Origin of the sequence: Halopseudomonas salina (assembly GCF_014637955.1) — a bacterium.
GTDB classification, from domain to species: Bacteria; Pseudomonadota; Gammaproteobacteria; order Pseudomonadales; family Pseudomonadaceae; genus Halopseudomonas; species Halopseudomonas salina.
In genome coordinates, this window is the sequence record NZ_BMFF01000001.1 from 531,600 (window position 1) to 544,282 (window position 12,683).

Annotated in this window: 10 protein-coding genes and 1 tRNA gene; 5 read left to right on the forward strand and 6 right to left on the reverse strand. The window is 56.7% G+C overall.

Going from position 1 to position 12,683, the window contains the following annotated elements:
- Positions 1-59: 59 nt before the first annotated feature.
- On the forward strand, positions 60-647 hold the full coding sequence (mobA, locus tag IEV54_RS02635; protein ID WP_223825424.1) for a molybdenum cofactor guanylyltransferase MobA: 588 nt from the start codon (positions 60-62) through the stop codon (positions 645-647).
- Positions 648-725: 78 nt separating this feature from the next.
- Positions 726-802, forward strand: a tRNA-Pro gene (locus IEV54_RS02640).
- Between the two features lie 131 nt (positions 803-933).
- On the opposite strand, the gene IEV54_RS02645 is transcribed toward IEV54_RS02640, so the two are convergent.
- Positions 934-1,878: a LysR substrate-binding domain-containing protein gene (locus tag IEV54_RS02645; protein ID WP_150277368.1), complete on the reverse strand. Its 945-nt coding sequence runs from the start codon at positions 1,876-1,878 to the stop codon at positions 934-936.
- 110 nt (positions 1,879-1,988) lie between these two features.
- Here IEV54_RS02645 and IEV54_RS02650 point away from each other — a divergent pair, with 110 nt between their 5' ends.
- Complete coding sequence (locus tag IEV54_RS02650) at positions 1,989-2,939, forward strand: DMT family transporter (protein ID WP_150277367.1); 951 nt, start codon at positions 1,989-1,991, stop codon at positions 2,937-2,939.
- A 99-nt stretch (positions 2,940-3,038) separates the two neighbouring features.
- On the opposite strand, the gene IEV54_RS02655 is transcribed toward IEV54_RS02650, so the two are convergent.
- Entirely contained in the window at positions 3,039-5,093 is a 2,055-nt protein-coding gene (locus tag IEV54_RS02655; RefSeq protein WP_150277366.1) for a TonB-dependent receptor family protein, read from the reverse strand.
- 318 nt (positions 5,094-5,411) lie between these two features.
- Between IEV54_RS02655 and IEV54_RS02660 the strand changes: the two genes are divergently transcribed.
- Positions 5,412-6,578 carry a nucleotide sugar dehydrogenase gene (locus tag IEV54_RS02660; RefSeq protein ID WP_150277365.1) on the forward strand — a complete coding sequence of 389 codons (1,167 nt, stop codon included), beginning with the start codon at positions 5,412-5,414 and terminating at the stop codon, positions 6,576-6,578.
- 8 nt (positions 6,579-6,586) lie between these two features.
- Here IEV54_RS02660 and IEV54_RS02665 read toward each other — a convergent pair whose 3' ends face one another.
- Together IEV54_RS02665 and IEV54_RS02670 are read right to left on the reverse strand one after the other, a co-directional pair.
- The gene (locus IEV54_RS02665) at positions 6,587-8,137 is read right to left on the reverse strand and encodes a GTPase family protein (RefSeq protein WP_150277364.1); all 1,551 of its coding nucleotides are present in this window, start codon (positions 8,135-8,137) and stop codon (positions 6,587-6,589) included.
- On the reverse strand, positions 8,115-9,227 hold the full coding sequence (locus IEV54_RS02670; protein ID WP_150277363.1) for a YcjF family protein: 1,113 nt from the start codon (positions 9,225-9,227) through the stop codon (positions 8,115-8,117). Before IEV54_RS02670 ends, IEV54_RS02665 begins: the two co-directional genes overlap by 23 nt.
- Positions 9,228-9,423: 196 nt before the next feature.
- Here IEV54_RS02670 and IEV54_RS02675 point away from each other — a divergent pair, with 196 nt between their 5' ends.
- Entirely contained in the window at positions 9,424-10,584 is a 1,161-nt protein-coding gene (locus tag IEV54_RS02675; protein ID WP_150277362.1) for an AI-2E family transporter, read from the forward strand.
- Positions 10,585-10,613: 29 nt separating this feature from the next.
- Here IEV54_RS02675 and glpK read toward each other — a convergent pair whose 3' ends face one another.
- Both glpK and ybaK read right to left on the reverse strand, forming a co-directional pair.
- Positions 10,614-12,095 (reverse strand): glycerol kinase GlpK, encoded by a 1,482-nt coding sequence (gene glpK, locus IEV54_RS02680; RefSeq protein ID WP_150277361.1) that lies wholly within the window; start codon positions 12,093-12,095, stop codon positions 10,614-10,616.
- Between the two features lie 30 nt (positions 12,096-12,125).
- On the reverse strand, positions 12,126-12,629 hold the full coding sequence (ybaK, locus tag IEV54_RS02685) for a Cys-tRNA(Pro) deacylase (RefSeq protein WP_150277360.1): 504 nt from the start codon (positions 12,627-12,629) through the stop codon (positions 12,126-12,128).
- Positions 12,630-12,683 lie beyond the last annotated feature (54 nt).

Here is a 12,683-nt window from a genome sequence, read left to right on the forward strand (position 1 = left end):
TCCTTTTTGGCAATTTTTCACGCGCTGTTATATCACAGCGCAGCAATGGGAGGCGGCTGGTGGGGGCAGTAAATATCTTCAGATTGAGTGCTTTGCTGCTCGCGGGAGGCCAGGGAAGCCGCCTTGGCGGTCGTGACAAAGGCCTGATGCCATGGCGTGGTGAACCCATAGCAGCTCGGCTGACCGCCCTTATCACCGGGGTCGCCAGCGAAGTTCTGATCAGCTGCAATCGCAATCAGGACATCTATCAGCAGTGGGCCGACCAGGTGATCCTTGACGATGAACCCGATTTTCCCGGGCCACTCGCCGGAATCCTTGCCGGCCTGCGTGCCTGCAACGGCACACATCTGCTGGTTGTTCCCTGTGACATGCCGCAAGTTGATGCTGAGCTGCTGTTGTTGCTGGTCGATCAGGCGCGCAGCCTGCCTGCCAAAGTCTGTCTGGTGCGCGCAGGAGAGCAATGGCAACCACTTTTGACAGTGATACCCAGTGCCCTGCTGCCGGATTTGCAATTGGCCTGGAGCTTAGGTCAACGCAGCCCTTTGCGCTGGCTGCTGAACCAGCCACATGCCATCGTTCAACTGGACCTTGATGACCCCCGACTATGCAACGCCAACACCCCAGCGCAATGGCTTATGGAAAGCTAACTCACTGCTAGAACAGCCTTTTTTTGCAGCAGGGGTATTGTGAACAAGGCTCTTTTGGGTAAAATGCCGACACATCATCGGGGTGTAGCGCAGCCTGGTAGCGCGTCTCGTTCGGGACGAGAAGGTCGCTGGTTCGATTCCAGTCTCCCCGACCAATGCCCTGTTTCTGGTTGTCTCTCTACTTATCCAGAAACCCACAAAAGCCCGCCTCGTGCGGGTTTTTGCGTTTTTGCTTTTGTTGTTCCTGGCTACGGGTTTTCATCATTAATTCAACTCACTAGGCAAGTCACTGCTTCAACCCCGACTCAATACTCTGCTGAACCAGCCAGCGGCGCAGTATCTGTATGCCCGGCTCATGGCGGCGGCTGGTTTTCCAGGCGAAATAGAATTGATCACCGGTCATGACATGGTGGCAAGGCAGGCGCACAAAGTCTGCGGTATCTGACCGATTGCTGAGCATATAGTCGTTGGTCAAGGCTATGCCCTGGTGGTAGCGGGCGGCCTCCAGGGCAAGCAGCATATGGCTGAAATTCTGCAGCCGGGTGTCCTTCGGGAGGGGCTGGCCAGCGGCCTCGTACCAGGCCGCCCAGTCGCCTCCGGTCTTGTTATATATGCTGTGGGTGGAAAGCAGGGGCAAGCCTTGAAGCGCTGATAACGCCAGCGGAGCTGTCTGGGCGTGCTGCAGGTTGGGATCGATATTTTGCTCACGGCAGAGAGTTTGCCAGTACTGTTGACTGCATACCGGGAACAAGCGTTCTGTATAAAGCAATTCATAGCTGAAAGCGGAGGAGGTGGGTCTGACGGTAATAAAGCAGTCGGCCACCCGATCGGATAGCTGCGGGTTTTCCCCGCTCATCTCCAGCGACAGGTCCAGTTGCGGCCATTCCTTGCGCAGGGCAGGTAGCCTGGGTACCAGCCAGCGAACGGCGAAGGAGCTGAATACCGATAACCGCAGGCGGGCCGTTTCATGCCCCAGTATGTGCTCGCTGGCCCTCTCGATCTGCAGCAATGCGGTACTGATTGCATCAAAGTACTGACGACCTTCTTCGGTCAGGGCCAGGTAACGCCCGGTGCGGATAAACAACGGTTCTCCCAGGTAGGTTTCCAGTTGCTTGATCTGGTGACTTACCGCGCTCTGGCCAACGGCCAGTTCTTCTGCAGCCAGGGAGAAGCTGTTCAGGCGCGCCACGGCTTCAAATACCGGTAATGCTTTCAGCGGTGGTAGTTTCATAGGCGCTTTTTCTATCCAAATAACTAATATTAACTAGTCAAATATCATTTCTCTACATACTCGGTAAAGCCTAGAATCCCGGCACGTGATATGAACAACCAGAGGTAGATATGTCGGGTAAAACAATCAACAGCGCAATCCTGTTGTTGATCATCGGAAATGCGCTGGCGCTGATTTCCGATGTGTTTATCAAGTTTCTAGAGGAGGGCGCCCCGGTTTTCCAGTACGCCTTGATGCGTTGTGTCATTACTCTGCTGGTGTTGTTGCCGTTCTGGCGGCAGATCAATACCAGTAAGCCCTTTGAGGGCGCGGGCCTGCATTTTGTCCGTGGGCATGTGCATCTGGTCGGTATCATCTGCATGGTCTATGCATTGATTGCCCTGCCGCTGGCTACCGCCAACGCCGTGTTTTATGTCGCGCCGATTCTGGTCATGGTGCTTTCGGTAATCTTTTTTGGCGAGCGTCTGACCAGACTGAGCCTGGCAGCTGTTATCAGTGGGTTTGCCGGAATCCTGGTGATCTTGCGGCCCGTGGATTTCAGTTGGGCGGCACTGGGTGCGTTGGGGTCGGCTGCTGCGCTGGCGATCAACGCGGTACTGGTTCGCAAATTGCCCCGCCAGCAGTCCACAGCGCACAAGCTCTTTCTCAACTACCTGATGATCCTGCCGCTGTGTCTGGCACTGGCACTATGGGAAGGCGCTGTGTGGAGCAATGCGGTATTCATCAGTGCGGTGGGGTCCTCGGTATTTATCCTGGCCTATAACGTTTGTGTGCTACTAGCTTACAAACACGTGGATGCCAATCAGGTTACCAGTGCGGAGTACACCGGGCTGATCTGGGCGGTCATTATTGGCTGGTTGTTCTTTGCCGAGGTGCCAGATCTCTGGTTCCTGGCGGGCAGTGCGATGATCGTGGCGCCGTTATTGATGATTGGACTGCAGCAGCGGCGCATTCGCCTTCGCGCTACCAATCATGAGCTGGGAGATACCCGCTATCACGCGGCCCCGGCGGTTGCGGAGACGGACGCGGTGAAACAAAGCGCTGATGCGCGCAAGATGTGATCCGCCACAAACAACAAGGCCCGCATTGCGCGGGCCTGTGATCCTTGTAAACCGGAGCCGATGGCGACAACCATCCGCTCCGGACAAGCCTCCTGCTGATCAGAAGTTGTAGTTGAAGCCAACTTCAAACGAGCGCTCCGGACCTACATAGATACCCTGGCGCAAGCCTGTGATGTACCGCTTGTCGGTCAGATTCTTTACCGCGCCTTCCAGGCGCAGATTCTTGCTGACCTGGTACTGGCTGGTCAGATCATAGACGGTGTAGGAGCTCATTTCGCCGCCCCAGATTCCGCCAGCAGCATCGGCGGGGATGTCCTTTAGGTTGGTAGCGTCACCATATTGCGAGCTTTGATAGTGGGCCAGCAACGCATTCGAGAACTTGCCGTGGGTGTGCATCAGTGCAACGTTGGCCAGATATTTGGGTGCGTAGGGCAAACGATTTCCCTTGTTGTCACCGGTCTTGAACTCGGAAACCGGTACCCAGGTTACGTTCGAGTCAATGGCGAAGCCCATGCCCAGTTCATATCCGAATGCGGCTTCCAGGCCATAGTGGCGGGTTTCCCCAGCATTGGATTGCGAGAGATTCGGATCACTGTTGCCGGTGACCACCTGATTATCGAAGTCCATGTAAAAGCCGGTAAGCTCGTAGTCCATTGGGCCCGAGGCGCCGCGCACTCCCAGCTCATAGTTTATCGAGCGCTCACCATCGAGCTTCTGGTCAGTCAGGCCGTCCAGTGCTACACCGTTGGAGGCAGGGGAGAATGCCTTGTATACACCACCATACAGCTGTGCTTCGGGTACCAACTGGAAGGTTGCGCCAATGCCAGGAAGGAACTCGGTGTTTCTAGTGTCAGCCGACTCGTTGTTCTGTGTCAGTACCTTGCGAGTCTGTTCATAGGATTCGATTCGCAGACCCGGGGTGACGGTCAGTCGGTTGGACAAGATGATGCGGTTTTGAACATAGCCGGCGATGCTCTCTGCCGAATCTTCGATATGGCGATCGTTGGTGCCGGTACGGTCCTGAGCACGAGTCGCACGAATTCGCTTATCGTCGGATTCCTCTTTCATCAGCCGCAGGCCGAATTCAGCTTCGTTGATCCAGCCAAACAGGTCGTGGTCCAGGGAGAGGCGTGATTCCACACCGAAACGCTCGAAGGTGCGGTTGTTGCCGGTCAGACTGTCGGTATAAACCCAACGTCCGGCAGCATTGGAAGCTGCGTTATCGACGCTGTAGCGCCAGTAGTCGCGGGTCACTTCGCTCCAGTAGGCCAGTGTCTGGAGGGTTGCCCGATCGTTTAGATGCCATTCGTGGTTGATGTCGAAAGCCTTGCGATCAGTCAGGTAATAATCGTCCGGTGCCGGATTGTAGGTACGACCCGCACGGTAATCTTCCAGCAGCAATCCACGGTAGGAAATATTCGCATCATTCTCGTACCAGGAGAATTTCATGCCCAGACTCTGAGTGTCGCTCATGGCAACGCCAGCCTTGAACATCAGATCAGTCATTTCATAGTCTTTGTCCATGAAGCCGTCGCTACGGGCATGGGTAGCGACCACGCCACCAAAAGCGTCGCCCGAGATGGAGCGTCCACCAGCCTCGAGGGTTGTTTCGCGGGTGTTGAAAGAGCCCACACGGCCGGAAACGGATACGCCGTCGTCAGGAGTTTTGGTCTTGTAGTTGATCACGCCGCCGATTGTCGAAGGGCCATAACGCAGAGAGGATGAACCCTTTAGCACCTCGATGTCCTCCATGCGCTGAATACGCGGGTTGTAATAGCGGTCGTTGCCGATGAACAGACCCGGAGCTACCGGTACACCATCTTCGAGAATCAGTGATTTGGCTTCGCTGGCCGACAGGCCGCGGATACCGACGTTGCTGACGACGGCCGACTCTTCTTCTGTTTTAACGTGTATACCGGGGATCCTGCGCAACACGTCCTCGGTTGATTTGGGTTGAATCCGTTCGATCTGTTCCCGGTCGATAATCACTACAGCGCCGGATTGTTTGGAGATGGCGTCCTGTTCAGAACCTACTACCTCCATCGACGGCATCCGCAGGACGTCTTGTGTCTGGGCAGTAGCGCTGAGGGGTAGCAGTGCAACTGCCACTGCCAGGGCGAGGTTCTGACGTTTGAATAAGGGTGTTGGCGTCATCTCATTTTCCTGATGTTGGTTATGAATTTTTTGGCTCAGACCGCGAAGGAGATGTCTGCGGTTAGCACGCGCGGATTCTAAAGATTGATGATAATCATTGTCAATCGTATTAGTGAATAAGATATATAAGTATCTAGAAGGCTTCAGTCTTGGGTCACGGGTCGATTGGCTTGGAGCGGGAGCGTACGAAAGGTCCGTACTGGCGGCCCCCGAGTTGAGAAGGAAAACCGACCATTGAGTGTAACAACTGCCCGATATAACCCTGAGTAGTAGTCGAGAAGCGTTACGGCGCTGCCGATCAACGGGGGGGCAGGTCGCATGAAAATCGCTGTGGTCGGGACGGGCTACGTTGGGCTTTCGAATGCGGTATTGCTGGCCCAGCACAATGAGGTGCTGGCCCTGGACATCGTGCAGGAGAAGGTCGATCTGATAAATGACCGGCTGTCTCCAATCAATGATGCGGAAATTGAAGCCTATCTTCAGAACAGACCGCTTGATCTGCGCGCGACGACCGACAAGATGCTGGCTCTGCGGAGGGCTGATTTTGTGATCATCGCCACCCCAACCGATTACGATCCAGCGACCAACTGTTTTGATACGCGTAGCGTCGGGGCGGTGATTGGCGATGTGATGACGATTAATCCCGACGCTACCATCGTGATCAAGTCCACCGTGCCCGTGGGTTACACGCGTGCGCTGCGTGAGGCTACCGGCTCGCGCAACATCGTTTTTTCTCCCGAGTTTCTGCGTGAAGGCAAAGCCCTGCTCGACAATCTCTACCCGCCGCGTATCGTGGTGGGTGCACAGTGCGAGAGGGCGCGAACCTTTGCCCGCCTCATGCAGCAGGGAGCAATCAAACAGGACATTCCGGTTCTGTTGACCGACTCCACAGAAGCCGAGGCGATAAAACTGTTTGCCAATACCTACCTGGCCATGCGCATTGCTTTTTTCAACGAGCTGGACACCTACGCCGAAACCCATGATCTGGATACCCGTCAGATTATTGATGGCGTTTGTCTGGACCCCCGTATAGGCAACCACTACAACAATCCGAGCTTCGGTTACGGCGGCTACTGCCTGCCCAAGGACACCAGACAGCTGTTGGCCAACTACCAGAATGTGCCCAGTAACATGATTCATGCCATTGTGGAGGCAAATCGCACCCGCAAGGATTTCATTGCCGATTCTATTATCAGGCGCAACCCCAAGGCAGTGGGTATTTACCGATTGGTGATGAAGTCAGGGTCCGACAACTTTCGGGCGTCTGCGGTTCAGGGTGTGATGAAGCGTATCAAGGCCAAAGGCATTCCGGTTCTCGTTTATGAGCCGGCGATGGAGCAGGAGATGTTCTTTAACTCGCCGGTGATCAAGGACCTTGAAACCTTCAAGCGCAAAAGCTGCGTGATTATTGCCAACCGTCGCGCGCCGGAGCTGGAGGACGTTGCACACAAGGTCTATACGCGGGATCTGTTCGGCAGTGATTAGACAGGGTGCTATCGCTCCTTGTCCTTGTTCATCAAGGACAAAACGGCCCCCGCCGCCTTGCGCATACGCTTCCATTCCCGTGCGGCAGAGAAGCCGCTGGTTTCTCGCCTACGACGATTGAGCTGCACGTTCAGCGCCTTGCCATACTTTGCCTTCAACAAATCACGCAGGGCCTCGACGTTGTATTGCTCGCGGTCAGGCGACACGCAAAGGGGAATAATATCCTCTAGGCCCAGCACTTCCTTGTTGAACGCAAGAGCTTCACGAATCAGTGCTTCCTTATCGCTTTCACCGGATAGCTCGTAGGGCGGATCCCAGTCGTTGGGATTACCCAGACGGTCGACCTGATTGAGCAGACCAATGATGGTAGGCGCCTGACGATGAAGGTGCTTGCTCTCCCAGGCCCGAAAGTGGTCGCCGAATACCTGGTCCAGCTTGCGTGCGGGCTGGTTGGCGCGGAGCACCCAGAGCACCATGTCAGATTGCACCATCTCTTCGAAAAGTATTTTCTCGACTTTAGGGTCGCCATTCAGCCCCGGCAGATCGAGCAGTCTTAGAAAGGGAATGCCGTCGACCTTGCACTCATACACCAGGCCGCGGTCAGTGGAAGGCAGGGCGCTGGTTTCTGCGTTCCAGCCTTCGGTCAATGCGTTGATCACCGATGATTTGCCGGCACCAACCTGGCCAAGCAGGCAGATACGGATGGGTTCGGGTTTTTCCGCGGTGCGGGTATCGTCTTTCAATGTGGTGGCGCTGACTGTCAGTTCGTCATCTTCGAAGCGGAAATGTCCGCCATACAGATCGATCGCCGCGCGCAGTACCTCGAGTAACAGTAGACGCTTGAGTTTAAGCTGCATCTCGTCACTCAGGCCCTCGAATGACTGGCCGATGGCCTGGCTACCCAGCTCGGCGAGCAGGCCTTCGGGAGTGAGCAGACGGACCTTGCGGTAGATGCTGACCAGTTTCAATGCCGGGGCAAACTGGTCGCTTTTCTCTTCGAGCCAGAACATGTGGGAAATTTTCAGGTGGTCTATGCCAGGCACGTTTTCCTTCAGCGTGCGTCGGTAGCGTTGCGTGAGTCGCTCGGCAATCGCCAGCAGGGCCACCGGGGAGAATGCCCATTCAGCGTGCCGCTTGCCTTGCCCGTAGTGGGTGGCCACGCCCTGGGCCAGTACCAGCGAGACATCATACATGGAGCGCCAGCTTGGATTGGTCGCAGCCAACTCGCTTACCATCGGCAGCACTGCCAATTGAGCCTGGCGGTCCCGGGGCGTCCAGTAGTCGGGGGTTTCCATGGCCTCTACAAGGGCGTCATCAACGGGCGGCGGAGCCTTATTTCTGCGCCTGCGCAGGAATATCACCGGCAGCATCGCTGCCAGGGTAAGAAGGCCCAGCAACCCGACAAACGTCAGAATGTAGTTGTAGCGAATGATGGCGTACAGCCCGAAGCATGCGAGCAGCAACAGCGGAGGCAGTATGACGATCAGCATGAACGGCTTAAGCCGGTCGGAAAAACTGACTGCCGCGCGCCAGGCGTTAAAGGTTGTTTTCAGCTTCATCTCTGGCCACTGGCATGATGTGTTCGAAGGCCTTGCGGTAGGTTGCCTTGAGTTCCTCGGGTGAGGTGGTCTTGCCGCAAGCCTTGTTGAAGAAATAGATACAGCCCACGCGGCCCAGGGCGTAAGTCACGCCATAGCTGGTAACGGCGGCGGAGGCGGCGCCTATGGTCTGACCATACACGGGTATCAGCTTGATCAGCTGTTGTAGCCCCAGGCGGGAGGCATATTGCACGCCGAACCCCATCCCCAGGGTGCTCCCCAGCTCGGTCAGCAGACGTTTGTTCCATTCCAGGCCGTACTGATTGGCAAGGCTGTGCAACATCTTGGTCTGTATCGCTGGCACTGAAACCAGACCCACGATGGGTACCGCGTTGGTCGCCCCGGCGGCGCCGGCGTACCACATGATTTCGGTTTTCAGTTTGCGGAAGTTGGCTTCCTCGGCCGACTGCTTGTCCCGTTGCTCAAACAGTTCGGCAACGATGGGCAGAAACTGCGCGAGTTTCTCGACCAGACCGTCCATACCGATCGGTTGGCCGTCCCGGCCGACAAGATCCACCGGGGCGCTCTCGATTTCACCCCAGACTTTCTCGACATTGCCCTGATTGAGCGCTATGCATTTGTCTCTTTCTCGGGTGTTTTCGAGCAGGTCGATTCCGGTATGCACCAGCAATGCATTACGGATTCTGCCCGATTGCCTGATCTGCTTCAGCGCTGCCAATAACTCCGACTGCTCCGGATCGTCTGCGCGCATAACGACGACCAGCGCGTGGCTGTTGCCTTCGCAGGCTTTGATGTCCTCTGTGGGGTCGTAGCCGGCTTCCGCGAGGCCGCGGGTGTCGATGAAAGTAAGCACCGGGGTGGTGGCAGGAAAGTCATAACGGGTAGCTGTCTTGGTGCAGGGCCGAAACCCCCGTCCCACCTCTATGTCACTAAGCCCGGTGACGGCCTGGATCAGGGTCGACTTGCCGGCTCCGGTCTTGCCGATAAGCCAGAGGGTCGGCAGGTGCTCGGCATTGTGTCGGAAGGCGAGCTCCAGATCGGGTTTTCTTGCTGGATTGAGCGTGCGATAAATTCGCTGGAAATAACTCATGGACCGTCCTGCTTGTATCGGTGAGCGAAAACTCTGGCGCGCGGCGGCGCAGTACGGTGATTTGCCTATAGTGTAGGTCATGGCCCTGGGTTACCGCACTGATTGGTTTTTCTTGTGGAAGGCGATGGAACACAGTGGCTAAATTGCGTTCTCATAGGCTGAACCCAGTCTCCCCAGTGCAAAGGACGGAACACCCATGCGCAATGCCAGAATGGAAGAGAAGAGTTTTATTGTGCTGTTGGCACTGGTGTCTGTTGCTTTCGTATGGCTGCTGTTGCCTTTCTACAGCGCGGTATTCTGGGCGACGATTCTGGCAATCCTGTTCCGGCCAATGCAGCGATGCCTGGCGCAACTGTTTCACGGAAGACGAACCCTGGCAGCGCTATTGTCGGTGTTGATCATACTGCTCATGGTCATACTTCCGGTTGGTCTTCTGACCGGCATGCTGGTACAGGAGGGCAGGGACCTTTATGAGCGGGTCAGTTCCGGCGATATGGACCTGGCGAGCTATTTTGAGCAGGTTGTCAACGCTTTGCCCCAGGTCCTGCAGAATCTGCTGGCGCGTTTCGGGCTGACCGATTTTTCCAATGTTCAGGAGCAGCTCTCTAAAATGGGTGAGGGCGGTGGGCAGCAAATTGCGAGCCGGATGTTCAGTCTTGGTCAGGGTACCTTTCAGTTTGTAATCAGCTTCTTCGTCATGCTCTACCTGCTGTTCTTTCTCCTGCGCGACGGTCCCCGCCTGGCTGAAGAGGTGCGCAGGGCGATCCCCCTGGGTGATCCCTACAAGCAGCATCTTCTGGCCCGGTTTACCGCCGTGGTGCGTGCCACTGTGAAGGGCAACGTGCTGGTAGCGCTCGTTCAGGGCGCGCTGGGTGGTGTCATTTTCTGGATCCTGGGTCTTGAAGGAGCACTGCTCTGGGGTGCTGTCATGGCTGTGCTTTCGCTTCTGCCAGCGGTTGGCGCGGGCCTGATCTGGGGGCCTGTGGCCATCTACTATCTTGCTTCAGGGGAGTTTGTACCGGCGCTGATACTCACTGCCTACGGCGTGATAGTGATAGGGCTGGCGGATAATCTGTTGCGTCCCATTCTGGTAGGCAAGAGCGTCAAGTTGCCGGACTACGTGATCCTGATCTCGACCATTGGCGGGCTGGTGTTGGTTGGCATCAACGGTTTTGTCATTGGGCCGATGATCGCGGCCCTGTTCATCTCTGCCTGGAGTCTGTTCGCTGACGCGCGTGAACATCATGGGTTTGTTGACAGGCACCCTTCAGACAATCCGAACAGATCGGAATCGGACGGCGATCACACCGGCGAGCTGACACTGACCGGCACCAACAATGGCAAAGGGGAGCTCTGAGCTGAGTTGCCCTTATTGGTGCCTCGGTGCTAATCGCGAACTCGCCTGATAGCATCCAGCCAGCCGCGATAAAGCTCATTGCGTTTGGCTTCCGGCATGGCAGGGGTGAAGGCCCGTTCGCATTGCCAGTGCTCGGCGATTTCCTCGAGATTCTGGTAAAGGCCTATCTGTAAACCCGCGAGGTAGGCTACCCCTAGCGCAGTCGTCTCGGTCACGCGCGGCCTGTCCACAGGAACACCCAGAATATTGGACAGTGCCTGGATTACCCAGTTGTTTACCACCATTCCACCGTCGACCCGTAAAGCTGCCGTGCTGTTGGCGCCGTCGGCAGTCATCGCGTCAAGCAGGTCGCGTGTCTGGAAGCATACTGACTGCAAGCCTGCGGTAACGATCTCCGCAATACCGGTATCGCGCGTCAGACCGAATATCGCGCCGCGTGCCTTCGGGTCCCAATAGGGGGCTCCCAATCCTGTGAATGCCGGTACAAGATAGACCCCGCACTGGTCACCGGTCTCCTCTGCCATCGCCTCCGTCTCGCCGGCATGCTGTATCAGTTTCAGACCATCGCGCAGCCACTGCACGGCTGCGCCCGCGACAAAGATACTGCCCTCCAGGGCGTAGGTGGTTTTCCCCTGGATACGATAGCCAACTGTTGTCAGCAACCGGTTGCGGGAGGTTACCGGCACATTGCCGGTATTCATGACCATAAAGCAGCCTGTGCCATAGGTGCTCTTGACCATGCCCGGTTCAAAGCAGGCCTGGCCGATCAATGCTGCTTGCTGGTCACCGGCCATGCCTGCGACTGGAATGCTGGCGCCCAGCAAATTGGCATCGGTGTGTCCGAAATCTGCCGCGCAATCCATTACCTCTGGCAGCAGGCTGGCGGGAATGTCCAGCAGCGCGAGTATGTCTGCATCCCATTGCTGGGTATGGATATTGAACATCAGTGTGCGCGATGCATTACTGGCATCGGTGCGATGTACCTTACCGCCAGTCAGGCGCCAGAGGAGGAAACTGTCGACGGTGCCAAAGCGTAGCTTGCCCGCCTGCGCGCGATCACGGGCTCCCTCGACATTGTCCAGCAGCCAGCGCAATTTGGTGCCAGAAAAGTAGGGGTCGATGATCAGGCCGGTGCGCTCGGTCACCATGGGTTCGTGACCGGCTTGCTTGAGAGCGTGACAAAAATCGGCGGTGCGCCGGTCCTGCCAGACGATCGCATGGTATAACAGCTCTCCGCTCTCAGCGTCCCATAGCAGGGTTGTTTCGCGTTGGTTGGTAATGCCAATGGCGCTGATATCCTGTGCTTGCAAGCCGGCCTTTTTCAGCACCTGGCGACAGACATCCAGGGTGCTCGACCAGATTTCCTCGCCGTCATGTTCAACCCAGCCATCCTGCGGGAAATATTGTTTGAACTCGGTCTGGACGACTGTTTCAGGCTGGCCCTGAGCATTGAAAATGATTGCTCTGCTGCTCGTGGTGCCCTGGTCGATGGCGAGGATAAGCTGACCCATGAATGCGGTGCTCCCGTTCTTGTGCGGTTGTTATGATTGTGTGGGGTGGCTGTCCGCTGCGCCCGCCAAGCGGGCAATCGGACAGACCTTCGCCTGGGTCTGCAAGGTCAGATGCTGCGCGGCAAGTTCGATCTCAAGGCCGCGACGGCCACCACTGACGTACACAGTAGGCCATTGCTCTGCACTGTTGTCGATAAAGGTCCGCAGGCGTTTCTTCTGGCCCAGCGGGCTGATTCCACCAAGCAGGTAGCCGGTACTGCGTTGAGCTGCCGCGGGATCGGCCATGGCGGTTTTCTTTACTCCCGCGGCGCCAGCCAGGGCTTTCAGGTCCAGACTGCCAGTGACGGGCACCACTGCAACCAGTAGCTCCCCTGTTTCGGCGCTGGCCAGGAGCGTTTTGAACACCCGCGCGGGATCCAAGCCTAGCTTGTCAGCGGCTTCTGTACCGTAGGATTGTGCTGCAGGATCATGGTCGTAGCGGTGCAGCCGGTAATCGATACCGGCTTTGTCCAGCGCTTTGGTTGCGGGGGTCATGGTTGTTTCCTGGCGAGCCTGGCTACAGGGTAATGACTCCCGGCCCGCTCGCCA